Annotated in this window: 25 protein-coding genes; 13 read left to right on the top strand and 12 right to left on the bottom strand. The window is 33.0% G+C overall.

The window, feature by feature from the left end; genetic code table 11:
* Positions 1-41: 41 nt before the first annotated feature.
* On the top strand, positions 42-3,110 hold the full coding sequence (locus GBH57_RS03010) for a ligand-binding sensor domain-containing protein (RefSeq protein WP_151672566.1): 3,069 nt from the start codon (positions 42-44) through the stop codon (positions 3,108-3,110).
* 57 nt (positions 3,111-3,167) lie between these two features.
* Complete coding sequence (locus GBH57_RS03015) at positions 3,168-3,917, top strand: LytR/AlgR family response regulator transcription factor (RefSeq protein WP_151672567.1); 750 nt, start codon at positions 3,168-3,170, stop codon at positions 3,915-3,917.
* A gap of 18 nt (positions 3,918-3,935) precedes the next feature.
* Here the strand turns inward: GBH57_RS03015 and GBH57_RS15965 are convergent, their stop codons facing one another.
* The 5 genes from GBH57_RS15965 to gdhA form a co-directional block, all read right to left on the bottom strand.
* On the bottom strand, positions 3,936-4,088 hold the full coding sequence (locus tag GBH57_RS15965; RefSeq protein ID WP_161596057.1) for a hypothetical protein: 153 nt from the start codon (positions 4,086-4,088) through the stop codon (positions 3,936-3,938).
* 204 nt (positions 4,089-4,292) lie between these two features.
* A complete protein-coding gene (locus GBH57_RS03020; RefSeq protein WP_151672568.1) occupies positions 4,293-6,701 on the bottom strand; it encodes a TonB-dependent receptor plug domain-containing protein in 2,409 nt (802 codons plus the stop codon).
* Positions 6,701-7,420 (bottom strand): DNA repair protein RecO, encoded by a 720-nt coding sequence (recO, locus tag GBH57_RS03025; protein ID WP_151672569.1) that lies wholly within the window; start codon positions 7,418-7,420, stop codon positions 6,701-6,703. The genes GBH57_RS03020 and recO overlap by 1 nt, the downstream gene beginning before the upstream one ends.
* A complete protein-coding gene (gene porZ, locus GBH57_RS03030) occupies positions 7,420-9,741 on the bottom strand; it encodes a type IX secretion system anionic LPS delivery protein PorZ (RefSeq protein WP_151672570.1) in 2,322 nt (773 codons plus the stop codon). The genes recO and porZ overlap by 1 nt, the downstream gene beginning before the upstream one ends.
* Before the next feature lie 110 nt (positions 9,742-9,851).
* Positions 9,852-11,195, bottom strand: a complete 1,344-nt coding sequence (gene gdhA / locus GBH57_RS03035) for an NADP-specific glutamate dehydrogenase (protein WP_151672571.1) — start codon at positions 11,193-11,195, stop codon at positions 9,852-9,854.
* A gap of 326 nt (positions 11,196-11,521) precedes the next feature.
* Here gdhA and GBH57_RS03040 point away from each other — a divergent pair, with 326 nt between their 5' ends.
* Positions 11,522-12,331: a THC0290_0291 family protein gene (locus GBH57_RS03040; RefSeq protein WP_151672572.1), complete on the top strand. Its 810-nt coding sequence runs from the start codon at positions 11,522-11,524 to the stop codon at positions 12,329-12,331.
* Between the two features lie 115 nt (positions 12,332-12,446).
* Here the strand turns inward: GBH57_RS03040 and GBH57_RS03045 are convergent, their stop codons facing one another.
* On the bottom strand, positions 12,447-13,589 hold the full coding sequence (locus tag GBH57_RS03045; protein ID WP_151672573.1) for a cystathionine gamma-synthase: 1,143 nt from the start codon (positions 13,587-13,589) through the stop codon (positions 12,447-12,449).
* A gap of 174 nt (positions 13,590-13,763) precedes the next feature.
* Here GBH57_RS03045 and GBH57_RS03050 point away from each other — a divergent pair, with 174 nt between their 5' ends.
* Entirely contained in the window at positions 13,764-14,528 is a 765-nt protein-coding gene (locus GBH57_RS03050; protein ID WP_151672574.1) for a DUF3298 and DUF4163 domain-containing protein, read from the top strand.
* A gap of 3 nt (positions 14,529-14,531) precedes the next feature.
* Here GBH57_RS03050 and GBH57_RS03055 read toward each other — a convergent pair whose 3' ends face one another.
* On the bottom strand, positions 14,532-14,993 hold the full coding sequence (locus GBH57_RS03055) for a DinB family protein (RefSeq protein WP_151672575.1): 462 nt from the start codon (positions 14,991-14,993) through the stop codon (positions 14,532-14,534).
* Between the two features lie 94 nt (positions 14,994-15,087).
* Between GBH57_RS03055 and GBH57_RS03060 the strand changes: the two genes are divergently transcribed.
* The 3 genes from GBH57_RS03060 to GBH57_RS03070 all read left to right on the top strand — a co-directional run bounded on the left by GBH57_RS03060 (position 15,088) and on the right by GBH57_RS03070 (position 16,812).
* Positions 15,088-15,444, top strand: a complete 357-nt coding sequence (locus GBH57_RS03060) for an arsenate reductase family protein (RefSeq protein ID WP_151672576.1) — start codon at positions 15,088-15,090, stop codon at positions 15,442-15,444.
* A gap of 13 nt (positions 15,445-15,457) precedes the next feature.
* Entirely contained in the window at positions 15,458-16,357 is a 900-nt protein-coding gene (locus GBH57_RS03065) for a DMT family transporter (RefSeq protein WP_151672577.1), read from the top strand.
* Positions 16,358-16,446: 89 nt separating this feature from the next.
* Positions 16,447-16,812, top strand: a complete 366-nt coding sequence (locus tag GBH57_RS03070) for a nuclear transport factor 2 family protein (RefSeq protein WP_151672578.1) — start codon at positions 16,447-16,449, stop codon at positions 16,810-16,812.
* 80 nt (positions 16,813-16,892) lie between these two features.
* Here GBH57_RS03070 and GBH57_RS03075 read toward each other — a convergent pair whose 3' ends face one another.
* The 4 genes from GBH57_RS03075 to GBH57_RS03090 all read right to left on the bottom strand — a co-directional run bounded on the left by GBH57_RS03075 (position 16,893) and on the right by GBH57_RS03090 (position 19,585).
* A complete protein-coding gene (locus GBH57_RS03075) occupies positions 16,893-17,378 on the bottom strand; it encodes an acyl-CoA thioesterase (protein ID WP_151672579.1) in 486 nt (161 codons plus the stop codon).
* Positions 17,379-17,405: 27 nt separating this feature from the next.
* Positions 17,406-18,236 carry an alpha/beta hydrolase gene (locus GBH57_RS03080; protein WP_151672580.1) on the bottom strand — a complete coding sequence of 277 codons (831 nt, stop codon included), beginning with the start codon at positions 18,234-18,236 and terminating at the stop codon, positions 17,406-17,408.
* A gap of 47 nt (positions 18,237-18,283) precedes the next feature.
* Positions 18,284-18,874 (bottom strand): TetR/AcrR family transcriptional regulator, encoded by a 591-nt coding sequence (locus tag GBH57_RS03085; protein ID WP_151672581.1) that lies wholly within the window; start codon positions 18,872-18,874, stop codon positions 18,284-18,286.
* 129 nt (positions 18,875-19,003) lie between these two features.
* On the bottom strand, positions 19,004-19,585 hold the full coding sequence (locus GBH57_RS03090) for a TetR/AcrR family transcriptional regulator (protein WP_151672582.1): 582 nt from the start codon (positions 19,583-19,585) through the stop codon (positions 19,004-19,006).
* 195 nt (positions 19,586-19,780) lie between these two features.
* Between GBH57_RS03090 and GBH57_RS03095 the strand changes: the two genes are divergently transcribed.
* The 6 genes from GBH57_RS03095 to GBH57_RS03120 are packed head-to-tail and all read left to right on the top strand — an operon-like array spanning position 19,781 to position 24,170.
* The gene (locus GBH57_RS03095) at positions 19,781-20,752 is read left to right on the top strand and encodes a YheT family hydrolase (RefSeq protein WP_151672583.1); all 972 of its coding nucleotides are present in this window, start codon (positions 19,781-19,783) and stop codon (positions 20,750-20,752) included.
* Positions 20,752-21,117, top strand: a complete 366-nt coding sequence (locus GBH57_RS03100) for an SdpI family protein (protein ID WP_151672584.1) — start codon at positions 20,752-20,754, stop codon at positions 21,115-21,117. Before GBH57_RS03095 ends, GBH57_RS03100 begins: the two co-directional genes overlap by 1 nt.
* A gap of 48 nt (positions 21,118-21,165) precedes the next feature.
* A complete protein-coding gene (locus GBH57_RS03105) occupies positions 21,166-22,023 on the top strand; it encodes a YicC/YloC family endoribonuclease (RefSeq protein WP_151672585.1) in 858 nt (285 codons plus the stop codon).
* Positions 22,023-22,652 (top strand): guanylate kinase, encoded by a 630-nt coding sequence (gene gmk / locus GBH57_RS03110; protein WP_151672586.1) that lies wholly within the window; start codon positions 22,023-22,025, stop codon positions 22,650-22,652. Before GBH57_RS03105 ends, gmk begins: the two co-directional genes overlap by 1 nt.
* A 17-nt stretch (positions 22,653-22,669) precedes the next feature.
* Positions 22,670-23,248 (top strand): nicotinate (nicotinamide) nucleotide adenylyltransferase, encoded by a 579-nt coding sequence (nadD, locus tag GBH57_RS03115; protein ID WP_151672587.1) that lies wholly within the window; start codon positions 22,670-22,672, stop codon positions 23,246-23,248.
* 25 nt (positions 23,249-23,273) lie between these two features.
* A complete protein-coding gene (locus GBH57_RS03120) occupies positions 23,274-24,170 on the top strand; it encodes a hypothetical protein (protein WP_151672588.1) in 897 nt (298 codons plus the stop codon).
* Between the two features lie 106 nt (positions 24,171-24,276).
* Here the strand turns inward: GBH57_RS03120 and GBH57_RS03125 are convergent, their stop codons facing one another.
* The gene (locus tag GBH57_RS03125) at positions 24,277-25,197 is read right to left on the bottom strand and encodes a nicotinic acid mononucleotide adenyltransferase (protein WP_151672589.1); all 921 of its coding nucleotides are present in this window, start codon (positions 25,195-25,197) and stop codon (positions 24,277-24,279) included.
* Positions 25,198-25,312: the final 115 nt, after the last annotated feature.

Here is a 25,312-nt window from a genome sequence, read left to right on the forward strand (position 1 = left end):
ATATTTGTTAACCAACTTAAAACAGCGCTAAATTCGCTTTCGTGATAAAGAACTTAAATCCATTTTACAGCAAAACTCTACAAGCTTTAAAGCTGCATTTTGAACGCACAATTTTAGCCCTAGTTGTACTGTTTTTTTGCAATAATGCAACTTCACAAACGAACGAACTAAAAGCCTATACCGTTGAGGATGGTTTGCCGCAATCTCAAGTATATGCAATTGCACAGGATACGATAGGTTATTTGTGGCTTGGAACACAAGGGGGTGGATTAGCTCGTTTTGACGGAGAACACTTTGAAGTTTTTAACGAAAAAAGTGGGTTGGGATCTAGTTATGTAAATACCCTCGTCTCAATCAATAACGACGTTCTAATAGGAACTAGAAAAGGAGTTTCTATTTTTAATGGCCGAAATTTTAAAAACTTCAACACTCCTGCTGTTCGTCAAATAAGAGTGATAAACAAGGAAATCTACTTTGCAACGATTCAAGGAATTTTCACATTAACAAACACTGGTAAGGTTCAACAATGCGTACTTTCTGAAGCGATCAACAACGCGAGTGTTAATGATATTGTTTTTAAAAACAATAACTACTGGATTGCTACTAAAGAGGGATTCTATAAAACGCAATCTCTTCTAAAAAGAAAACCTGTATCTCAAATTGCCAATGGTAATTTCACCTCAATTACAACTACAATTGATCAAATTTTTGCTGCTACTTTTAATGATGGTATTAGGCAATACAACGTTGACGGAACTCCTCTAAACACTTCTAATATCCCAAGAAGAATTAACAGCATTAAAATACTGGACAATAAATTATGGATTGCTACAGATACTAAAGGATTATTTGTGTTAAACCCAAATACCTTTGAAATTGAAGCAACTATTAGCGATAGACAAGGACTTTCGGTTAGACATGTACGTTCCGTTTTTAAAGATACGAGTGGACAGCTTTGGATTGCTACAAGTGGTGGCGGTTTAATTAAATACTTCCCAAATCAATTTACGCATTATGACAAGGACACAGGGCTAATTGGAAATAGAATCTATGCCGTTGAAAGTACGAAGGACCGTGTTTGGTTTTCGGTTGAAGAACAAGGATTGAGTTATATAGATTCTTTAGGGATTAAAAGAGCTCCTCCAGTTTCAGACTTTGATAACGTAAAAATTAAAACTCTTGCTAGTGATGCTTCGGGAAACATTTGGGCTGGTTCTGAAGGAAAAGGGTTGCTTTACAAACACATTAGAAAATACGATAGTATTGTAGTTTCAGGATCAAGTATCGCAACCATCAAACTGGACACAATCAAAATTGAAAAAGTAACAGATTACGTTCTCAATGAGAAAGTAGGTTTTCCTTCCAACTGGATTAGATCAATATATGTTGATGGTAATGACGTTTGGGCAGCAACCTATGGTGACGGAATTGTAAAGTTCAATTATGATACAAAAAGAGAACGTATAAATATTATCAAGCATTTTGGGAAAGAGCAAGGTATTGATGATATGCTTATTCGCGATTTAAAACCAGATGAACAAGGTAGAATTTGGTATGGAACTCAAGCAGGAGCAATAGGGTTTATTGACAACAATAACGTTACTCATTTAGGAAATATGTTAGGTGTAAACACTTCTATAAACACCCTAGTTTTTAAAAATAACACGTTATACATTGGCACTGCAGATAGTGGTATTTTCTACTCAACTGATAATGATTATAAAAACTTCAAACCATTAACTGGCGATAAAACACCTACCTCTAAAAACAGCTATTTATTGATTTTTGATTCTGAAAACAATCTATGGACTGGTAGTGAACGAGGTATTGACAAACTTGTATTAAATAATGAAAATGAAATTATCGATCTTTTTCACTATGGAAGAACCGATGGCTTTTTAGGAATTGAAACCTGTTTAAATGCTGTTGCAGAAGATGAGAATAACACATTATGGTTTGGAGCGATTTATGGATTAACTGCATTCGAAAACAATGTAGAAAATAAAGATCTTCAAACAAAACCTACCATTCACTTTGAGTCTATTGATATTGGTTATAAGTCATTAGACTCTTTATTAAAACTAAATACCAAAAACAAAGTCTTAAATCTTGAACCAAATGAAAATCAACTTTCATTTACTTATAGAACTGTTGACCTTAATCACCCTAAAGGAGTTCAATATCGCTATAAAATTGACAATACTAAATGGAGTCCTTGGAGCACAACAGCACAACAAAATTTTGCTGGTTTAGCCTATGGAAAGCACACCTTTAGTGCTCAATCACGCAATTATAGGTGGATTGAAAGCGAGCCTATTAAATTTAAATTTAACATAGGGACTCCCTTATTTCAGCAAGCTTGGTTTCAATGGTTACTTATTGCTTGTTCACTCTTAATATTGTTCACTATTGTGTTTGCCTATGTTAGAAATCTGAAAAAGAAAAACAGAACAAAGCAAGCACAATTAGAACTAGAAAATCACTTACTTGGTTTAGAGCAAAAAGCATTGCGATTACAAATGAATCCTCATTTTATCTTCAATGTGCTAAACGGAATTAAAGCTATGGGAGTGACAGACACTAAAAAAATGAACACGACCATTAATAGCTTTGCAACACTTTTAAGGGGTATTTTAAACAACTCCCGTAAAGAACAAATTACACTTGCTGAAGAAATAAATGTACTTAAAAATTATATAGAAGTTGAGCAGTTAATGGCGCAAAAGCCTTTTAAATATTCATTACAAATAGAATCTGATCTTGATCTAGAAGAAGTATTAATTCCGCCAATGCTTGTGCAGCCATTTGTTGAAAATGCAATTAAACACGGGATTTCTTCTTCAAATCAAATTAACGGAAACCTAGAAATTCTGTTTAAAACTACACAAACCTATTTAACTTGTAGCATTACAGATAATGGAAAAGGAATTTTTGAAACCCAGAAAAATAAAGCTACAACAAGCCATCAATCTGTTGCACTTGGAGTAACAAAAGAACGAATAGAATCTCTTAGCGGAAAAGGAGCTTTGAGTATTTCAGAAATAAAAGAAAACAATATAATTAAGGGTACAAGAATTCATTTTAAAATACCTTTAGAAACAGAGTTTTAAAAAATTTTAATTTTTGAAATTTTATAGATTCAACTAATAAATTATAAATTAGATTATATGTTATCAGCCATTATTATTGAGGATATGCCAGATGCTTTAATGCTTCTTGAACAAGAATTAAAACAGAATCATAAAGATATTGATGTTGTTGCAACTGCAAAAAGTGTTGTAGAAGCAGCGAAGGTACTGCGTAAACAAACTCCAGACATTTTATTTTTAGATATCATGCTTGGTGACGGAACTGGATTTGATGTGCTTGAAATATTTCCAGATTTACCAAGCAAGATCATATTTGTAACAGCTAGTGATGAGTATGCGATTAGAGCCTTTAAGTTTGCCGCTATTGATTATGTTTTAAAACCATATGCACCAGAAGATTTAGCAAAAGCGATAGGTAGAGCTAAAGAACAATTACACCCAGGAAGTGAACGCTTAAGTATATTAAAGGAAACTATTGCTACACCAGATGCACGTCCAGATAAAATATCATTACACACTTTAGATAAAATTATTATTGTTGGACTTGATGAAATTATACGTTGCGAAGCAGATAGCAATAACACCATGTTTCACCTTACTAACGGGAAAAAAGTATTTGTAACTAAAACCCTAAAGTACTTTAGCGATATGCTAAGCGGGTATAATTTTCTTCGCGTACACCAAAGTCATTTAGTAAACTTACAGTGCATAAGTGCCTTTATTAAAACGGATGGAGGTTATTTGCTGCTAAAAGACAAACAAACGGTTCCTGTTTCAGTTAGAAAAAAGAGTGAAGTAATTGAGATGCTTGATAGGATGCACCGTTAAATTTAATTGAAAAGTTGATTAGAAAGCTTTAGCTGTATTATTTGTAGCGTTTCTTTTCTTTCGTTTAATAGGGTATACTGGTCCTTTTGTATCAGTTTTTTTCATCATAGCGTTTCTGTTAAATGTTAAATCTAGCATTTCAGCTAAAGTATCGTGATTGAAAATTTTCATACTATAATTATTAAACCTAATTAAAAAAACAAAAGGAGTCTCCTCAAACTCCTTTTGCGAAAAAGCAAACTCATGTTTGCTTCATTTTTTTAAACATTATCTGTCTAGTTTAACACAAAAGTAGCATTAGCATCAAAATTACTAAAGGGGTTTTCACCCCTTTTTGTAGCGGTAAAAAGCCCTTTGTTATAATTAATTTGTTTTTTAAAATTTGTAGCTAGCAGCCAAGATTAAATTTCTTCCCGGAGCTGCTATACCTGAAGAATACGTTTGGTAACGTTGATCTGTAATATTTTCTAAAGTTGCATTTAAATGTAGTGCTTCTGTAAGTTGATACTGTGCACCAAAGTTAAGTGTGTACCATCGTGGAGAATAAGGATTTCCATCTTCGTCTTTGGCATATAAATAGTCATTACTTACTTGACTAGGTGCTAAGTCTTGGAAATCAAATTGACCATTGAAAATTGCAAAAGCATCAAACTTGAACTTCCCTTTACCATAAATTAAGTGACCATTACCAAATTGTGGCGCAGCATGACGAATAGGTGTTTGCTCACCATTTTCTTCTTCCGTAAATCCATCTGTAATATTATATTGAGCGGTAAGTTGTAATGCTTTTGAAAAGTTCACTTCAAGACCTGCTTCAAAACCATAAACTTCAGATCTAGCCGCATTTTGTATTGCTTGCACATTACTAAGTTCACCTTGGAATTCAATTTCGGTTTCGCCATCTAGTTCAAAATCTCTTCTTACTAAAGCATCTTTCAATACTGTATAGAAAAGTGCTAAATCCACCTTAACGATATTATCAAAATTTAAAGTAGTCCCAACCTCTCCGTTATATGCATATTCTGGTTCTAAATCTGGATTAGGAACAACAACGCTTCCTGGCTCACTGTCAAAAACTTTACCTACATCATCAATATTTGGTGCTCTAAAAGCTGTTCCGAAATTTAGCCTCCATCCTAGTAAATCATTTGGATTATACGCTATTCCTGCTGAACCTGTTAAGGCGCCTGCATCAATATTTGCATCGGTAAAAGGTAGATCATACAAAGTTTCATCAAAAGTTGCATCTACTAAAATGTGGTTGTACCGTGCTCCAGCTTGAAATGATAACTTATCTGTAAACTTGAAATTTGTGCTTACGTATGCTGCTATCGATTGCCAAGTTGCGCCATCTGGATACCGAGAAACATCTCTTGTAGAAACTCCATTTGTAATATCGGTTTGTTCTCCTGTTGAATTAACTTTATTAAATACATACTCAACTCCATAGTTGAATTTTGAGCTTCTCCAGTCTTTTTCAAAATCCCAGGCTGCTGTGTAAGCATTTACAATCTCTTCGGTTTGAAATAAAATAGTATCTCCAAAATCTCTATCATTTCTACTTTCTTTAAATCGTTGATACGAAATTGTTGCTACACTCTCGTCATAAAAACTGTTATTATATGCCGTATTTCTAGCTTGTAAATTTCCAGAAATCCACTCCTGTGGTCCGTAATACCATTCAGAAGATCTAAGTTCACCATTTTTACGTCTAATTAATCTGTCGTATCGTGAGTAATCACTAGTAGTTGTATAAAATAATCCAAGGTCAAAATTCCATTTTTCACTTGGCATGTATCTTATTTTCTGCATCGTATTTATTTGATGATAACCTGTAGTTACCTGAACTCTTGGGTCATCATTTTGAACAACAGTATCAACACCATTTATCGTCTCCACATATTCGTTTCTTAAATAATCGTCTGGGCCATTACTACCCATTCTCAAATCGTCAAAATCACTAAACGTTACACTTGTTAAAAAAGCCCATTCCTTAGCACCTATATTAAAATCGAAATGTCCTGTTTTTTCATTATTTGCAGTTGCATAACGTGCTGTTGCATTTCCAGAAACCGAAAGACCCTCTTCAAAAGAAAACTTAGGCTTCTTTGTATAGAAATTCATCACACCACCTATAGCGTCACTACCATATACAACGGAACCTGGCCCTAAAATCACTTCTGTATTTTCAACTGCAAAAGGATCTATTGATATAACATTTTGAACATTTCCGGCTCTAAAAATAGCGTTATTAAATCGTACACCATCTACAGCGATAAGCAATCTATTTGTTGAAAAACCACGAATTAAAGGACTTCCACCTCCAAGCTGACTTTTTTGAACATATACTGATCCACTTGATTGAAGTAAATCTGCAGCAGTTTGAGGATTACTAAAAAGTACATCTTCACTTGTTACTGAAACTATTTGTTGTGGAATATCTTTCTTTTTTTGACCAAATTTAGAAACTGAAAGTACAATTTCATCTAACCCATTGGCATCAATAGTCATAAACACTTTATTATCTGCCTTGCTAATTTCAGCTTTTGTTAGTTTTAAAACTTGGTGTGCAATATGCTGAAATGTTAAGATTTCATTAGTAGCAAATTCTGAAATATCAACAAATCCATCGAAATCAGTAACACCGCTTTTAGATTTATCATTATTAAAAATGGCCACTCCAGGAATTGCAGATTGATGTTCCTGATCGAAAACTTGAATTTTTTGGGCGTAAAGTTGGGCTGAGATAGTAATTAAGAGTAGGCAGAGAAATAGTTTTTTCATTAGTTAAAAAGTTGGTTTAGCACAACTAGAGATTTTGGTTTTGTGAAATTCTGCAGGTGTAAATTGTAATAATCTAGCACTAAATTTAAAACATCTAGTCGTTCTTTTTTAGTTAGTTTGATTCCGGACATTGCCTCAAAATTTATGCCGAAAAACTGCCTTAAATTACCAACAACAGCTCCTGAATAGGAGTAAATAGAGACATCTTGATCTTCAAACAAACCTTCTGCTAAATTAAAGTACTGTAAATGAGCGTTTGATGTATCTGGATAGAAGCCTAAATATTCTGTCAACTTCAATAAAAATAAAATATGAAAATTTGCAATTGATTCATGATTGTCTAGCCATTGCAACGAAGCTTCAATGTATTGAAACAAGATTTCGTTTTCTTCTTCTTCCTGCACTACGTTTTTTAACATTTCGGCTAAAAACATTACGAGGGAAGATTTTACAATTTCAGTATGGAGGGTGTTATAAGGATAGGCAACTTTCACCTCACTTATTCGCTCAAGGGTTCCCTTATTTTTATGGTGAGCAACAATTTCTAATTGCGTCAATGGCTGAAAATACGAAGCCTTTAACTTTCCTTTCTTAGATTTCAAAACTCCACGTAATAAATATGTTTTGAGTCCGCTATTTTTAGTATAAGCTGTTACAATTAAATCTGCTTCAGCATATTTTATGGATGAAAATACAATAGCTCGCGTTGTCTCTACCATTAGCGAACAATCATTATTTTCTTGATTGTTGTTTCAAGTGCATCTTCACTTGTAATTAAAACCATATAAACTCCAGATGCCACTTTATACCTCCCAAAGGCTCTTGTATCCCATTGAACACTTCCCCCTTCGCTTGTTTTCTGAAAAACTAGATTTCCTTCTAGATCGGTAATTTTCACATTCGCATTCTCCGTTAGTCCATCAATGGTTACATTTCCCTCAAAGCCAGGTCGTACTGGATTTGGGAAAGCAAAAACCTCTTCTAAATTATCCCTTGGCGCAGTTGCGCTTCCTTTATAAGCAACAAGACCATTTAATGTTGCAAAATACACTACCCCTGTAAATGGATCTATTGCTATATCCTGAATATTATTTGAAGGTAAAGGTGAATTTTCATCTGTAAATCGAAGTAATGTTTCTTGTCCATTTGAACTTAGAAGAAACACTCCAGATGTTGAAGTACCTATCCATTTATTATTTGATCCGTCTACAACAATAGAGGTAACAATTTGTTCAAAAAGTAATTCTTGCCCTACACCCTCATCGTCTTCAAAAATAATTGATTGGGCTTCTGGCTCAGTCCCATCGTTAAAAAAACTACCTGGATTAAACAAAACTCTCAATCCTCTTAAAGTCCCTATCCATAATCTGTTTTGAGCATCAAAAGCTAAAGCTCTAATGTCTGAAGAAGGCAATCCAGCACCTGGACCTTCTCCTTCTCCAATAGACTTAAGTTGTCCATTACTAGGGTTATAACCAATAAGTCCTGTGGGAGTTCCTCCAAAAAACACGTAGTTTTCTCGGCTAATTGCTAGTTGACTATAGGCCAACTCCTCTCGACCACCAGATATGTTAGAGACATCAATACGCTGAAATTGACTTGTAGGCGAAAGTTTTACTAAAGCATCATCTACTAAGGTTTGTAAAAACCAAAGATTCCCATCTCTATCAAAGTCAGAACCATATAAACGGACTCCTGCCGGTCCTCCAAAAATTGGATTTTCAAGCGGACTATTATTTTCATTATATAATACACTTGGTTCTTGATTTTCAAAACGAAGCAATCCACTTAAAAATGATGAAAAGTAAACCTGATCAGGTTCCTCTGGATTTATTGTAACCTCAACAATATTATTAATTCTATCTGCACCAAGTGATGCCGCGATATCATCATGCTTAAAATTTGTCCATTGCTCTTCATTTAATCTACTAACCCCTTTTCTAGTTGTTGGGTTAGGATTAAAATCTACCGTAACTGCACCAAAACTTACCCATAATTGTCCAGCTGTTGCATCTACTGCAAAAGGTTGATTAAATAATGGTCCATCTGGTAATATTTGTTCTGCTAGAGTTGAACTAAAAGGCACTCTTAGTAAACCTTGCTCTGTAGTTCCTAAATAGAAGTAGTTGCCAAAACTGTATCCTGTTTGTAAATTATAATCGAAATCTGGCAAACTAGTTACTGAAGCCTCTTGTATGAAACCTTGAGAGTAAGCGAAAATTTGTTCGGTTGTAGTTACTGTAAGCAAGGCATTGTTTACTTCAAAATCTTGGATGTTATTAGCATAAGCTGCAACTTGCTCAGGGGTTGTACCTCCCAACAATCTAAAAACACGATTATTACTATTAGCAGCTAAAACTCTAGTGCCTAGAGTCTGTATTCCTATAAAATTTCCTGAAACTACTGTTTCCCAATTTGCAAAATCAATAATATTATCGTCTTCTAATATTGCGCGTCTAATTCCATTTTCGGTCGTTGCTGCATATATATAAGGCAAGGCAATAGTTGTTTGACTAATATCAATTTGCATTCCTCCATCACCTATAAAGTAAGTGTCTCCAAACTCTAAGCGTTCTAAATCGTATACCGAAATACCAAACTGCGTAGAAACATATAACTTCCCTTCATTTTCTGTAAAATGGTTAATGCGTTTTGTATTAGGTGGAATATTCAACTTGTCAAGAATATCAACAACTTTAAGAACATCATAATCCTCTGCAGTATTGACAACTTCTATAAGTCCGTTTTCATAGCCTATGGTTAGTAAATCAGTTTCCTGACTATAATGCATAGCAGAAATAGCTTCTCCTGAAAGACCTTGAACACTTGAAATAGTTGTTATCTCCTCAGTAGATAGATCATAAATAAACACTGCATTTTCTGCTGCAACAAATATTTGGTCATCTCCTTGCGAAATATCCTTAATAGATACATACGAAAAATAGTCTGTCCACAGATCTTCAAAGTTTTGAGCCTGCATCAATGAAGAAACAAATAAAAATACTCCTAAAATTGATCTTTTAATGTGCACTAATTCCATAGATAATATAACAGTTACCAAGATTTATTATTGTAATTGTCGCAATTTAAAAAGGTTGCCAACAATGGCAACCTTTTTATTTTATAAAATACTATATTTTATTTCAAATATTATACTACACCTTGTGCCATCATTGCATCTGCAACTTTAACAAATCCTGCAACATTAGCTCCTTTTACGTAATCTACGTAACCATCACCATCTTTACCATATTCAACACAAGCAGCGTGAATATCGTTCATAATGTTGTGTAGTTTTTCATCTACTTCCTTAGCTGTCCAGCTCATTCGTAATGAGTTTTGAGACATTTCAAGTCCAGATGTAGCAACACCACCAGCGTTAGAAGCTTTACCTGGAGCAAATAATATTTTTGCTTCAGTAAATACCTCAATAGCTTCAGGAGTAGAAGGCATATTTGCTCCTTCACTTACACAAATACAACCATTATCTACAAGCGTTTTAGCTTCTTTAGCATCAAGTTCATTTTGAGTTGCACAAGGTAATGCAATATCACATTTTACACCCCAAGGTCTTTCACCTTCAGTATATTTAGCTCCTGGGTATTTTGAAACATACTCGCTAATACGACCACGCTTTACATTTTTAAGATTCATGATGAAAGCTAACTTCTCTTCGTTTAAACCTTCAGCATCATAAATAAAACCACCAGAATCTGACATCGTAATTACTTTACCACCAAACTCCATTGCTTTTTCAGCAGCGTATTGTGCTACGTTTCCTGAACCTGAAATTACAACCGTTTTACCTTTAAAACTTTCACCTTTAGTTGCAAGCATGTTTTTTGCGAAATATACGTTACCGTATCCTGTTGCTTCTGGACGAATTAATGAACCTCCGTAAGAACGTCCTTTTCCTGTAAGAATTCCTGTAAACTCGTTTGCTATTCTTTTATATTGTCCAAACATATAACCAATTTCACGTCCTCCAACTCCAATATCCCCAGCAGGAACATCAGTATTTGGTCCAATATGACGAGAAAGTTCCGTCATAAAGCTTTGGCAAAAACGCATTACTTCAGCATCACTCTTTCCTTTTGGGTCAAAATCACTACCACCTTTACCACCACCCATAGGCAATGTTGTTAAGCTGTTTTTGAAAGTTTGTTCGAAACCTAAAAACTTAAGTATTGATAAATTTACTGTTGGGTGAAAACGAAGTCCACCTTTGTATGGTCCTATCGCAGAATTGTACTCAACACGGTAACCTCTGTTAACTTGGATTTCTCCACTGTCATCAGTCCATGCTACTCTAAACATAATAGTACGCTCTGGCTCAACCATACGCTCAAGTAATTTCTTACCTTGATATGTTTCATTTGCCTCAATAAAAGGTATTACCGTTTCAGCAACCTCAGTTACTGCTTGTAAAAATTCCGGCTCGTTTGGATTTGATTTTTCTACACCGGCGATAAAGTCTTTGATACTTTGCTTCATAGTTGATATAATTTATTCAGAGTACCGTTAAGTAACTCTAATTGAAAGTTTCGGACTTTTTTGTTATAGCCGAAATTTTAATGTTGATAAAGTTTCAGCAAAAATAAACAACTAAACATATTGATATCATAAAATTACATCAAAATATCAATACATTACAATCATATAGTAAATTGACCGTTTCAATTATGTAGTCACATATTGTTAATTATTAAGCTTGATAATTGATGATTTATCGTTAAACCGCTTTAATAAAGGGTTTAAATTTCAGTGTTTGCCCAAATTTTATATATTTGTTGCGTCCTAAACCTAAACTTTAACTTCTAATGAATACCAGAATTTTCCTATTGGTATTATGTCTAATAGCTTTATGTAAGCAAGACATTAACGCTCAAGCCGGTTTTTCTCATGAAATTGGTGTTATTACTGGTCCCGTCGCCTTATACTCAGATTATGGTATTAGAGGTAATTCTGAAACAAATGTAGGGAACACTACTATTGGTTTTGGAATTGTCCACTACCTTAACTTTTCATACCGTGCAGATTGTAACTGTTACACAAGAGATACTTACTTTAATGATCACTTTAAATTAAGAAACGAACTTAATTATCATAAAACACAACTACAACATTATGGTCCTCTTGTAGAGCCTGATGAAACTAGTTTGTTTTCAGATCAATTAAGAGCCGTTAGTGGAAGCACACGTATTATAGAAATAGGCTCACAAATTGAATACTTTCCTTTGAGTATTAGAGATTTTGCAGCACACTCCTATTCATTTGCACCTTTTGTAAGTTTTGGGGTTCACTATGTTAATTTTGATCCAGAAATTTCTTCAAGTTTAGCACCTGATGGAAATTTAAATACCCCTTTTGCATCACCACCTAAATATATTAACGCATACCAACAAGAAGGAGATTCTACTTGGGGTGTTTTATGGAGTATAGGTGTTCGTTACAAGTTAAATGACTATGCCGATTTAATGCTAGATAGTCGCTGGACATACTATTTTAGTGACTGGGTTGATGGTTTAAACCCATCATTTGAAAACAATGGAACAACTCCAGTACCTGAAAACAAAGCTAATGACTGGATGTATTGGTTAAACTTAGGGTATATCTATTACTTAGATTAATTTTCTAAACAATACTCAACAGTTATGTAGTAGTATATAAAAACTGCGGAAATTTTCAACATTGAAAGTTTCCGCAGTTTTTATATTAAAGAGTTTTTTTAAAATATTTCTTTAATTAGCCAATAGCTTGTTTTAAATCTTCAATTAAATCGAAAGCATCTTCAATACCTACACTTAATCTAATCAATGAATCTACAACGCCTGTTTTTTCTCTTTCTTCCTTGGGGATGCTGGCGTGAGTCATGCTTGCTGGATGACCTGCTAAAGACTCTACTCCACCTAAACTTTCGGCTAAAGTAAAAACTTTTAGCTTTTCAACTATTTTAATTGCATCGTTATAATTATTACCTTTTGTAACAAAGGAAATCATACCTCCAAAATCTTTCATTTGCTCTTTAGCAATATCGTGATTAGGGTGATCTTCAAACCCTGGCCAATACACTTTTTCAATCTTTGGATTACTTGCTAGATACTTCGCAATTACTTTCCCATTTTCGCAATGGCGTTGCATACGTATGTGCAATGTTTTAATCCCTCTCAACACTAAAAAACTATCTTGAGGACCACAAATAGCACCACTAGCATTCTGAATAAAATAGAGTTTCTTTGCTAGCTCTTGATCTTTTACAATGAGTGCACCCATAACTACATCGCTATGTCCTCCTAGGTATTTAGTTGCCGAATGCATAACAATATCAGCCCCTAAATCTAGTGGCGTTTGTAAATATGGCGTTGCAAAAGTGTTATCTACTGCCAAGAGTACATTATGCTTTTTAGCGATACTTGCAGCGGCTTTAATATCAATAATATTCATCATTGGGTTTGTAGGAGTCTCTACCCAAATAAGTTTAGTTTTATCGTTTATAAAGTTTTCAATATTTGCAGCATTACTCATACCAACAAAATGAAATTTGATTCCAAAACCTTCAAATATTTTAGTAAATAAACGGTAGCTACCTCCGTACAAATCGTTCGTAGAGATTACTTCGTCGCCAGGGTTTAATAATTTAATTACAGCATCTATAGCTGCTAATCCACTCCCAAAAGCAAGACCATATTCGCCATTTTCAATACTAGCTAGATTACTTTCTAAAGCTGCTCTAGTTGGGTTTCCGCTTCGAGAGTATTCAAAACCTTTATGTCCTCCTGGAGTTGTCTGCGAATAGGTGCTTGTTTGATAAATAGGAGGCATTACACTACCATAAGCTGGATCTACATTATGTTGACCTCCGTGTATTGTTTTTGTATTAAATTTCATACCTAAGCCCAAAGCGGGAGTTTATTATTAATTACTATATCTGTTTGAAAATTGAAAATAAGGCATAATAATATTTAGATAAGTTATCTATTATTAGTTTTTAAGTGTTCAAAATTCTTAATTCAAAACTACTAGTTTCCTTTCTCTTCTAAAAAACTGTCGTAATTTTGTGCTATGATTGACAAATTTGCTTCTGTTTTAATTTTATCGTTACTTTTTATTAGTTGTAATTCTTCTTTGAAAGAACCAATTGAGATAACTATTGATCAATCTACTTTAACCGAATGTGCAACTGCAGCTTGCCCAGAGGTTTTAGTAGAATATATACAATATGAAATTGACGCAAAAAAAACAAGAGCACTTAATGACAGTATCAACAATTTTATTATTAATTCATTAAATTTGGGCGACCCTGCAGCTGCGGCAATTGCTACAAACCCAAACGAAGCTATACAATATTTCATCAAAGATTACTGGAGAGACACGAGCGAATTTCCTGAAATCAATGAATATGAAGCAGAGGTTATCGTTATTGAAAATTTCCGAAGTGATGATTTAATTTCAATTGAAATGTCTCAGTATAGCTATACAGGCGGCGCACACGGATACAACTCAGTTTCCTTCTTAAATGTAGATTCTAAAACGGGCGAAGTCATTACAAATAACCAATTTATAAAAGATAAAAATGCGTTAACAGTACTTGCTGAAAATAAGCTTCGAGAAAATTATAATTTATCTAAAACCGATAATATTAACGCAGGTGTTTTTTGGTTTGAGAATGACACATTTTACTTATCAAATGCCATAGGAATTAGCAATGGAAATTTAGTTATCCACTACAACTCGTATGAAATTGCTAGTTATGCGGACGGATCAATTGATATTGAATTACCTCTTGAAGAGGCTGCACCTTTTTTAAATTATTCTGTCAAAAATTAGCTTCTAAATACCTAAAGCTCGCTTTAATGCAAGGATACATCCAAGATGAATTCCTTCATGGAAATTATTGAAAATTAGAGCGTCTTGAGCAGAAGTCAATGTTGTTTTAGTTGTAACGGTGTATTCTTTGTAATTTATAAAAAGTCCTTTTTCCCAATCTTCCTCTGTCTTATTTATAAGTGTGTGAAGTTGGCTTTTACACAAATCTATTTCCTCTTGTGTTACGTCACCTTGGGGTGCTGTTCCTTTTCTAAATTTAGTTATTTCTTCTTCTGAAACATTCATAGGCAATCCACTGAGTCCATATACTAATAATTGCTGCGTTATCACGGTATGTTTAATGTTCCAAAATATATTGTTATTGAAACCTTCTGGAATTTTGTTCAGTAATTTCAAAGGGGTTTTTTCTAAGAACTGTAAAAATAGGTCCCTGTTTTTTAAAGTGATATCAATTGTGTATTTCATCTATGGTTCTTTTAGCATAAAAATAAGCGAAAAAAAAATGAAATGCCCGTACCTTTATCGCGACGTAAAATTTCGAAATTAAAGCTATTATATTATGCAGAAAATATTTTATTTAAGCACGTGCGATACCTGTAAACGAATTATGAAAGAGATTAAAATTCCTCAATCGTTTATTAAGCAAGACATTAAAACAGAGGCATTGACCGAAGAAGACATTGAACACATGTTCAATATTTCTGGAAGTTATGAAGCTCTTTTTAGCAAACGAGCCAGGCTTTATAAAGAACGTAATTTGAAGGATGCTGGATTGCTTGAAGAAGATTATAAACATTTACTTTTAGAACATTATACTTTTTTAAAACGTCCTGTTATCATTAATAACGACGAAATTTTTATTGGTAACAGTAAAAAAGTAGTGGAAGCTGCAAACAAATCTATACACTCAAGTTAGCTGTTTTAATATTATGAATTCTAGACTTCTAGCCTTAATTGCAGCTTTTAGCGCAAGTTTTATCTACGGAATAAACCATACCATAGCAAAAGGATTAATGCCTAAAGTAATTGAACCTTTTGGTTTTATATTACTTAGAGTTACGGGCGCTGCAATTTTGTTTTGGATAATCAGTCTTTTTTACCAACGTGAAAAAATTGACCGAAAAGATTGGGGTCGTTTTATTATATGTGCTCTCTTTGGGATGGTGATAAATATGAACTTTTTTTTTAAAGGCTTAGAACTTTCAACACCCATAAATAGTAGTGTTGTTATTACACTATCTCCTGTTTTATTACTCATATTATCTGCACTAATTTTAAGTGAAAAAATAACGTTGATTAGAGGTGTGGGTATTGCTCTTGGATTAGGCGGGGCTTTACTTTTAATATTATTTGGCGCTAAAATTCAAACCAATGCACCCAATATACCATTAGGTAATTTCTTCTTTTTTGTGAATGCGGCATCGTATGCATTTTATCTCATTTTCGTGAAAAAATTAGTTGGTAAGTATAGTTCAATCACGCTCATGAAATTTATGTTTTTGATTGCATTTTTAATCAACTTACCTATTGGCTGGAGTCAATTGTCTGCAGTAGAATGGACAGGATTAAATTTTAGTGAGTTATGGCAGTTAGGTTTTGTTGTGGTTTGCACTACGGTACTAACCTACCTTTTTAATATTTATGCTCTTAAACAATTGAGCCCTTCAGTAATTGGTGTATTTATATATTTACAACCTCTTATCGCTGCAATTTTTGCTGTTGCGACTGGAGCAGATAGTTTATCTCCTTTAAGGATAGGTGCTGCTTTTTTAATCTTTTTTGGTGTGTACTTAACTACCCGAAAAAAGAAAATTCCTGCTTCCGCTTAGATTTACAATTTACATTTTGATAAATTAGACTTAACTGCTTAGTTTTAATTTATTTGTATATTTAAAGTCCTAATTTTAAACCTATAAAAATGAAAACTCAAGAAATAGCAGATAATTTAGTTAAATGGTGTAATGCTGGTGAAGAAAGTAAATGTTACGAGCAATTATACAGTCCAGATATTGTAAGTGTAGAGATGGAAGGTAGCGATAATCAAGTTGCCAGAGGAATGGAAGAAGTTGCAAAAAAAGGAGAATGGTGGCGTGAAAACTTTGAAGTTCACAGCGCTAAAACTAGTGAGCCAATGGTTGCAGACAATTGGTTTAGTGTTCGTCATGAAATGGACATAACTCACAAACCAAGTGGTCAACGTAGTACGATGCAAGAGCTAGGAATCTACGAGGTTAAAAATGGTAAAATTGTAAAAGAACAGTTTTTCTATAACAACGAACAATAATCCTTACTGTTAAGTTTATAATACTAAAAAGCCAAACGTTATTAACGTTTGGCTTTTTTTAATATTTGCAGACGAGTACATTACTCCGCAGAATCTAAGTGCTGAGGTACTTGTCCATGTTGTCTTGTATGCTCTTTTGTAATTGTATAAAAATCGTCAGTTCTATCAAGTTTATTAAGGTTATCGTATAACTCTTGTGGAAGAGGTCGTAATTTTCTTGTGTTTAGATCTATCCATCCACCCATCATTTCGCAACGAGCTATATTTCTTCCTTTGTAGTCATAGAAATTGTGCTGAAAAGAGAAATACATTCCGTCGTCACTAATTCCTTTTAATTGTAGACTTACTTTTATTGGTTTACCAGGGAAAACCTCTTTAAAGTAAAACATATGCTCATAAAAAACTACTGGACCAATTGCAAATTCTACCATTTTTGCTTGACCAAAACCATTTTCAAGCATAAAACTTAAACGAGTGTGACTCATATAATTAATATAAGCACTATTAGCTAAGTGGCGATTTGCATCTATATCGTTCCATCGCACTTCAAATTCTTTTAAATACATAATTAATTTTTTTTCAAAATTATAATTTTACTTTTCAATAAACTGGATAACTCTATTGTAAACTTCTTCACTTTTCAAATCGTGTTTCAGTCCTGTGGTAATCATTTTTTCAATCTTTGGATTGCTACCCATAGCTGTTTCAATAGGTGCATATGGCGTTATTTTATCATCAAAGTCGTGAACTACAAATATGGGTTGAGAAGTGCCATTTAATAAGCTATTAATTTTTATCTGTTGATGTGAGATTTTTAAAATATTATTTATTCTGTCATCTAAAATTTTAATTGCTTTTGCAGATAACCCTAACATTTCCTTGAAATAAACAAATATTGCATCCATACCTGACGGTGCTCCCATAACGATAATCTTGTCTATTTTAGATTTTGGATTTACAAGATAGCTATACGTAAGTGCCGTATTGCTAAATGAGTGACAAACTACTGTATTAACATCCCCAATTATTTGCAATGTCATTTCTATTGATAAACGGTACATCTCTAAATTAAGATGATTTGTTTTAGATTTACCGTGACCTGGAGCATCTAAAGCATACATAGTATACTTATCTAAATCTAGCTTTTTATAATAGGGTAACCAGCGCTGGCTATTACTCATCCATCCGTGTAAAAACAAAACTTTTTTTGGTCCATTTCCCCACTTATATAAAACTGAAGATTGATCATCAACCTCAAAATAAGTTTGCTCAGCTTTAGATAAAAACTCTTCTCCTGCCTCAGAAATACCTGCACGTTTAACTTTACTTAATATTTTAAATGAATTTTTTGAATTCCACTTGGGAAATAGAAAGGCCGTAAAATTGATAAAAACTCCAAAAGACTTTAATACTAGATTATACATAACATGTTAGTGTTGATACCAATTGGTATCTAATTAGACAATTTTTTTTAGATGGAAATTTGATCAGTAAGTGATCTTAAATGTTGAATTGCTAATAAAATAGATTCTGGGTTTCCTTCTAATTTACTCATCATGATACCACCTTCTAAGGTAGCGATAATGATGGTTGCATAGAACGCAGCATCTGTATTTGGTTTTACTTGATTGTTCTTAATTCCGTTTTCAATAATTTTTTTAGCTGAAGCTTTAAATTGACCTAACATATTAAATGCTTGTTGACGCAACACGCTATTAGTATCATCGGCTTCTGTTGCAGCATTTAATATGGGACAGCCACCTTCATATAATGGAGTGTGCATATATTCTTCAAAAAAAGAAAATGTCGCCTCCATTTTTAGCTGAAATGTGCCTGCCTTACTAATAGAACTTCCTAATTCATTAAACATAAGTTTTGCTAGACTTCGAAGTGCTTGCTGTTCAAGATCACTTTTACTTTCAAAATGACGGTAAATAGCCCCCTTTGTTAAACCAGTAGCTTTCGTAATATCACTTATAGACGTAGCTTTATACCCCTGAGTATTAAATAGGTTACCGCTCTCTCTTAGTATTAAATCCTTTGTTACTTCTGCATTTCGCATATACAAAGATACCAATTGGTATCTTAATAAGCAAATACATTAAATTTCCTATCTTTTAATAATTTAGAATACTAAAAATAGTTAGAAATAAATTTATTTATTTTGAAATGTTCATTCCATAATAAAAATTTAGTCTAAAACTTTAAGTATTGTTCTAGTTATATGCTTTAAAGTTAGTGGATTATTTATAAGCAACGCTGAAACTTGTAATCCTTTTAAAGAAGTATATAAATAATAGGCATAATTAGGCGCAGTGTCTTCTAAGTTAATTGTTCCATATTTTTGTGCATCTAAAATTAATGTTGTCAAAAAATGAAGTAAATTCTCCTGAGTGTTTTCTAATACTTCTTTTATTATAAGGTTATTTAGAGACATCTCAACAGTACTATTAATAATGTAACAACCTTTTACATGACTATTATTTATAGCACTTTCAACTGCTTTATCAAAAAACAAATATAATGCAGATTTACTATTATCAGATTCTAAAAGTACTTTTTGAAAGTCAGATTCGGTTGTTTTTTGATATCTTTTTAAAGCTATTTTATACAAATTGATTTTACTCCCAAACGAATTATAAATACTACTTCGGTTGAGACCCGAAACTGAAGACAAATCTTGCATTGATGTGCCATTATAACCTTTCTGCCAAAATAAGTCGACAACTTTTTTTAAAACTTCGTCTTCATTAAAGAGTATTTCCCTTGGCATAATTTAATATTTAAATACAAATATAATGAAACAATCGTTTCAAATATGTCATTTTAAAACATTTAGTAATTTTCATAAAGTACTCTCGAGATGATTTTCATTACTATATATTTATCTTTGACACTAACAACTAAAATCAAGTACCTTAGTTTTAAAATACTAAAGTATAATCTCAAAAGTATCTCACTATCAATAATGCCCATAATTCCATCAACATACCAAGCAAAAGGACTTTTTAAAAACGGCCATTTTTCAACGATATATTCGGCCAAGTTAAGACCTTCACCTTCTTTAAAACAATCACGAAAACGCTTAGAACTTAGCGATGGTGATTTTATAGATATAGACTGGAGTTATAATATTTCAGAAGAAAATAAAAGCAATAAACTTGTTATTCTACTTCACGGATTAGAAGGTAACGCACAACGGAGTTATATAAAAGGACAAGGAAAATTATTGGTTAAAAATGGTTGGGACGTTGCTGCAATAAACCATCGTGGTTGCAGTGGCGAAGATAATCGACTCTACCTTTCGTATAATAGTGGACGTACAGATGATCTTTCCGAATTTATTAATCGCGTTATTGACAAATATAATTACACTGAAATTAACCTAGTGGGGTATAGTCTTGGAGGCAATGTATTGCTTAAATACCTTGGAGAAAGAGAAACTGTTCCATCCCAAATTAAAAATAGTGTTGCTATTTCAACTCCTATTCATCTTAGAGGAGCCCTCGAGCAATTAATTAAATGGGAAAACTTTGTATATAGTAAAACATTTATCAATGATTTGCGAAGTAAATACAAAAGGAAAATGGTGAATTTCCCTAAAGCTATGAATGCTGACGAACTTAAAAAAATTGGAACGCTTTTAGATTTTGATAATCTCTATACTGCAAAAGCCCACGGCTTCAAAGATGCCTACGATTATTACGAAAAAAGCAGCTCTATTAATGTTTTAAGTAATATTAAGACTCCAGTGCTATTAATAAATGCTGAAAATGACAGCTTTCTATGTCATGAAAGTTATCCTTTTGAATTGGTTAAAAAATTAGAATTTGTATATTTAGAAGTCCCAAGACATGGAGGTCACGTTGGTTTTTATGAGACTAACGGAATCTATTATAGTGAGCGAAGAGTTTTAGAATTTTTAAACAACCAAATATAATGAGCCCTCAACTTATAGATAGCGAAACAGTTCTTTTTAGCTTTGGCTATTGTGCTTTAATGCTAGTCCTAGCGTTAATATTTTTAAAATTTCCGCCTAAAAAAATCAATTCACTCTATGGATATCGCACAGAGCGCTCTATGAGAAATGAACTAGTTTGGGAAGCTGCAAATAGCTATTGGACTAAACTATTTGTAAAATTGAACCTTGCTGCTTTTACAATTCCAGCCATTGCGTACGTTATATATCCTTCCCAGATTGTACTAATTACTGTTATTGCGAGTACAACATTGTTGTTAGCGACAATTCCTATAACAGAAAGATACCTCAATAAAAACTTTGATAAAGACGGTAATCGCATTTAACTTCAACACATAGATTTCCGTACCTTTACACCTTAATTAAAGGAATTTATGATCCAATCAATGACAGGGTACGGTAAAAACGTTATCCAACTACCAACTAAAAAAATAACTGTTGAAATTAAATCACTCAACAGTAAAAACCTTGACCTCAACTCAAGAGTACCATCATCATACCGCGAAAAGGAACTTGCTATACGTACTATGCTAGCTAAATCACTTACTCGTGGTAAAGTAGATTTCAATCTATTTGTTGAAAGTACTGGTGAACAAACTACAACGCAGCTTAATGATGTGGTGGTAAAACAATATATGGATCAACTTTCTAAAGTTGTTGATGCAGATAAAATAGAGTTATTGAAAATGGCAATTAAAATGCCCGATGCTTTAAAAACAGCGAGAGAAGAAATTGATGAAGATGAATTTTCTGAAATTTTAAAGGCTGTAAAACAAGCGCTAGTAGAAATCAATACCTATAGAACTGATGAAGGTGAAGTACTTAAAAATGATTTTCTAAAACGAGTTGACATTATTGAAGAACATTTAGAAAAAGTACTTGAGATTGATTCGCAACGTATTGCAAATGTAAAAGAACGACTACATACAGCTGTTTCTGATTTAAAAGAGAAGGTAGATGAAAATAGGTTTGAACAAGAACTTATCTACTACCTAGAAAAATATGACATTACAGAGGAAAAAGTTAGACTACAAAATCATCTAAATTACTTTAGAGAAGCAATTAATAGTGACGACAGTAATGGAAAAAAACTAGGTTTTATTACTCAAGAAATAGGAAGAGAAATTAACACTATTGGTAGTAAAAGTAACTTTGCCCAAATGCAACAACTCGTAGTACAAATGAAGGACGAGTTAGAAAAAATAAAGGAACAAGCTTTAAATGTATTGTAATGGATAAAGGAGGAAAATTAATTGTGTTCTCTGCACCATCTGGAAGCGGAAAAACCACCATAGTAAAACATTTGTTAAAGCAAAAAGACCTCAACTTAGAGTTTTCAGTTTCCGCTACTTCAAGAGAACCTCGCGGCGAAGAAAAGCACGGGAAAGATTATTACTTTTTAAGCTTGAAGGATTTTAAGCAGCATATGAAAAATGATGATTTTCTTGAATGGGAAGAGGTTTATAGAGATAATTTTTATGGTACATTAAATAGCGAAATTGAACGAATTTGGGCTATGGGTAAAAATGTAATTTTTGACATTGATGTTGTTGGCGGTCTTCGTATTAAAAGAAAATTTCCAGAGAGAACATTAGCTGTTTTTGTAAAGCCACCTAGCGTTGAGGAGTTAAAAATAAGACTCAAGAATAGAAAAACAGAAAGCGAAGAAAAAATAAACATGCGCATAGCAAAGGCATCTGTAGAGATGGCTACTGCACCTAGATTTGACTATACAATTCTAAACGATACACTTGAACATGCTTTAGACGAAGCAGAGCGTTTAGTACAAGCACATATTTCAAAACCTATCTTTGAAGATATTGCACAATCTAAAAAAAACACATTACAAGAAGAAGAGTAAATTAAAAGGAACATTTTATGAAAATAGGTCTGTATTTTGGAACGTTTAACCCTATTCATATTGGGCATTTAACGATTGCAAATTATATGGTAGAATTTAGTGATCTCGATCAAATATGGATGGTTGTAACACCTCATAATCCTCATAAAAAGAAAAGCAGCCTTTTAGACAATCATCATCGAATTGCCATGGTAGATTTAGCGTTGCAGGATTATCCAAAAATCAAATCTAGTAAAGTTGAATTCGATCTTCCACAACCTAATTATACCGTAAATACTTTAGCTGTTTTAGAAGAAAAACATCCTGATTTAGACTTTTGTTTAATTATGGGTGAAGACAATTTAAAAAGCCTTCACAAGTGGAAAAATTACGAGGTTATATTAGAAAGGTATTCTATTTACGTCTATCCTCGGGTTAGCGAAGGTAAAATAGAAACACAGTTTGAAGGTCACGAAAAAATTATAAAAGTGCCTGCTCCTATAATGGAAATATCTTCAACATTTATTAGAAAGAGCATTAAAGATGATAAAAACATTAAGCCAATGCTACCACAAAATGTATGGGAGTATCTTGACGAAATGAATTTCTATAAGTAGTAAACAACTTTATACATAGCATATAATGAGTATTATTGATAACAAAACTTTCTTCAATATAAAGCAAGTAAATCTTCAAATACTTATCTGCTTAATGTGTTTATTTTCTACTAACTTATTTGCACAACGTGCAATAATAGCTCCAGCAACATTAGGTCCTAATGCACTACCAATTCCAGAAATTAAGACGGGAAAATTAGCTAAAGATTTTAATCTTAAAATTGCTTACGAAAATCACACTAGTAAAGGAGATGACACTCAAAATGCCTTTATAGAGCTTTCTATTCCAGTTGTTTCAAACAAAGTTGCCTTAGTATTAAGTGTGGTTCCTGCAGAATATTATACCCTTGATAGTGAAACTTTAGAAATACGAAACATTACCAATGGAACAGCTTCCGGTAATGCTGGTGGAGATATCTATGTAGGTACGCATATTCAGATCTTAAAAGACAAAAACAGTCTGCCAGATATCTTATTATCAATCGACTTAAAAACCGCTTCTGGAACAAATACGGAAAGTGCTAGATATACTGATGCACCAGGGTATATTTTCGATCTTTCACTAGGGAAAGACATTACTACAAATACTAGTGTACTAGAATCTATTAGACCTTTTGCTATGGCAGGTTTTTATGTGTATCAAACAAACCGTACAGATTTTAGACAAAATGACGCCATCTTATATGGTGCTGGTGTTGATTTAAACTTTAAAAAATTCAGTTTCACAACTTCTTACGGAGGGTATAAAGGGTATATTGATGATGGAGACAAGCCCAAAGTTTTGAGGTCTACACTTAGAACAAGATTTAATTCAATAATAAATTATGAGATTCGCTTAGGAAGAGGTTTTGGTAGTAACTTTTATGATGCGGTAAGACTTGGATTAAATATAAATCTAAATTTTATTAATACGTTGTTTTAACAAAGAAACCGTCTACATCACAAGAAGCGAAGAGACGGTTTCAAACTAACCAACCAAAAAAACTTAAAGTCTTTCTATATTATATATTTCATATATCGTGCCAAATTTAAAATTTACTAATCTTTGTCATAGTCTTAGCAATCTCTTTATTAGACTTACGTAATTTACCTTCTCCTGGTTTTTTATACTGGATATATCCTCTGCCTAAAAACTCATACGTTGTTCCAGAACTTGGGTGGTAAAATGAAATAGTATTATCATCAATAACGCTCAGTTCAAAATATTCATTGCCTAAAAAATCATAATCTAAAGTTAAATATTTTAGATACTGTGTTCCCGGAACATCATCAACATTGTATATCCCTGTATAATCCCAATAAATATTATTAATATTTGAACCATTTTGATCCTGAGAGCTTCTAAAATTACCATCTCCTCCACCGGGTAAAAAAGCAACAAAATTTTCATTGTCAAATTCATTAATCGCTCCTTCTTGACTTGTAAACACCTTTTCCCAAGTAGTATATTCTTGTAGAAAATAATGAATGTTATCATAAAATAATGCATTATAATCAAAGGTATTACGCTGGTAACCAACTAGAATATATGATACATCGTTCGCATAATTGTATAATTCAATTTCATTAGCGCTACGCTGGGTAACTTCAAAACGGCTAAATCCATCTATGTCGTGAGTAACATCAAGAACAAAATTCCCAGTATTATAAACACCTACGTCAATTCCATAACCATAACCTTGATCACCTATGCCAACAAGATTATTGTTTGCGTGAAACGTACCATTATTAAACGAAACTGTAAAAGCTATTTGCATAAAAGGAATATACCCACTCCCTTGAGAACGGTTTATATCAACATACCATAAATCATACGTATTTAATACTTGATTTAATGTTATTGCTGGTGGCGTTATGTTAGATTCCTCAACAATTACTGTTTCAGTATAACAACTAGTAAAAAGTATTGCTATAAAGCTCAGTGCTAAAAATAGTTTTGTCGTTTTCATAAGTCATCCTTTTAAAATTATACTTCTGAATTTTCACAAACTATGCCAAAATCATAAAAAGCTAGTATTCAGTGTTTTATTCCGAAATATTACGTTGTTTTTAATAGCTAAAATT

The sequence above is a fragment of the Patiriisocius marinus genome (assembly GCF_008974325.1).
In the GTDB taxonomy this organism is placed as follows: Bacteria; Bacteroidota; Bacteroidia; order Flavobacteriales; family Flavobacteriaceae; genus Patiriisocius; species Patiriisocius marinus.

Coding starts and splice junctions, on each gene's coding strand:
- recO (WP_151672569.1), bottom strand. CDS start 7,420: ATGGTAGAGACAACGCGAGCTATTGTATTTTCATCCATAAAATATGCT.
- GBH57_RS03125 (WP_151672589.1), bottom strand. CDS start 25,197: ATGAAAACGACAAAACTATTTTTAGCACTGAGCTTTATAGCAATACTT.
- GBH57_RS03040 (WP_151672572.1), top strand. CDS start 11,522: ATGAATACCAGAATTTTCCTATTGGTATTATGTCTAATAGCTTTATGT.
- GBH57_RS03105 (WP_151672585.1), top strand. CDS start 21,166: ATGATCCAATCAATGACAGGGTACGGTAAAAACGTTATCCAACTACCA.
- GBH57_RS03060 (WP_151672576.1), top strand. CDS start 15,088: ATGCAGAAAATATTTTATTTAAGCACGTGCGATACCTGTAAACGAATT.
- GBH57_RS03085 (WP_151672581.1), bottom strand. CDS start 18,874: ATGCGAAATGCAGAAGTAACAAAGGATTTAATACTAAGAGAGAGCGGT.
- gdhA (WP_151672571.1), bottom strand. CDS start 11,195: ATGAAGCAAAGTATCAAAGACTTTATCGCCGGTGTAGAAAAATCAAAT.
- nadD (WP_151672587.1), top strand. CDS start 22,670: ATGAAAATAGGTCTGTATTTTGGAACGTTTAACCCTATTCATATTGGG.
- gmk (WP_151672586.1), top strand. CDS start 22,023: ATGGATAAAGGAGGAAAATTAATTGTGTTCTCTGCACCATCTGGAAGC.
- GBH57_RS03045 (WP_151672573.1), bottom strand. CDS start 13,589: ATGAAATTTAATACAAAAACAATACACGGAGGTCAACATAATGTAGAT.
- GBH57_RS03095 (WP_151672583.1), top strand. CDS start 19,781: ATGCCCATAATTCCATCAACATACCAAGCAAAAGGACTTTTTAAAAAC.
- GBH57_RS03050 (WP_151672574.1), top strand. CDS start 13,764: ATGATTGACAAATTTGCTTCTGTTTTAATTTTATCGTTACTTTTTATT.
- GBH57_RS03090 (WP_151672582.1), bottom strand. CDS start 19,585: ATGCCAAGGGAAATACTCTTTAATGAAGACGAAGTTTTAAAAAAAGTT.
- GBH57_RS03080 (WP_151672580.1), bottom strand. CDS start 18,236: ATGTATAATCTAGTATTAAAGTCTTTTGGAGTTTTTATCAATTTTACG.
- GBH57_RS15965 (WP_161596057.1), bottom strand. CDS start 4,088: ATGAAAATTTTCAATCACGATACTTTAGCTGAAATGCTAGATTTAACA.
- GBH57_RS03120 (WP_151672588.1), top strand. CDS start 23,274: ATGAGTATTATTGATAACAAAACTTTCTTCAATATAAAGCAAGTAAAT.
- GBH57_RS03070 (WP_151672578.1), top strand. CDS start 16,447: ATGAAAACTCAAGAAATAGCAGATAATTTAGTTAAATGGTGTAATGCT.
- GBH57_RS03075 (WP_151672579.1), bottom strand. CDS start 17,378: ATGTATTTAAAAGAATTTGAAGTGCGATGGAACGATATAGATGCAAAT.
- GBH57_RS03100 (WP_151672584.1), top strand. CDS start 20,752: ATGAGCCCTCAACTTATAGATAGCGAAACAGTTCTTTTTAGCTTTGGC.
- porZ (WP_151672570.1), bottom strand. CDS start 9,741: ATGGAATTAGTGCACATTAAAAGATCAATTTTAGGAGTATTTTTATTT.
- GBH57_RS03055 (WP_151672575.1), bottom strand. CDS start 14,993: ATGAAATACACAATTGATATCACTTTAAAAAACAGGGACCTATTTTTA.
- GBH57_RS03015 (WP_151672567.1), top strand. CDS start 3,168: ATGTTATCAGCCATTATTATTGAGGATATGCCAGATGCTTTAATGCTT.
- GBH57_RS03020 (WP_151672568.1), bottom strand. CDS start 6,701: ATGAAAAAACTATTTCTCTGCCTACTCTTAATTACTATCTCAGCCCAA.
- GBH57_RS03065 (WP_151672577.1), top strand. CDS start 15,458: ATGAATTCTAGACTTCTAGCCTTAATTGCAGCTTTTAGCGCAAGTTTT.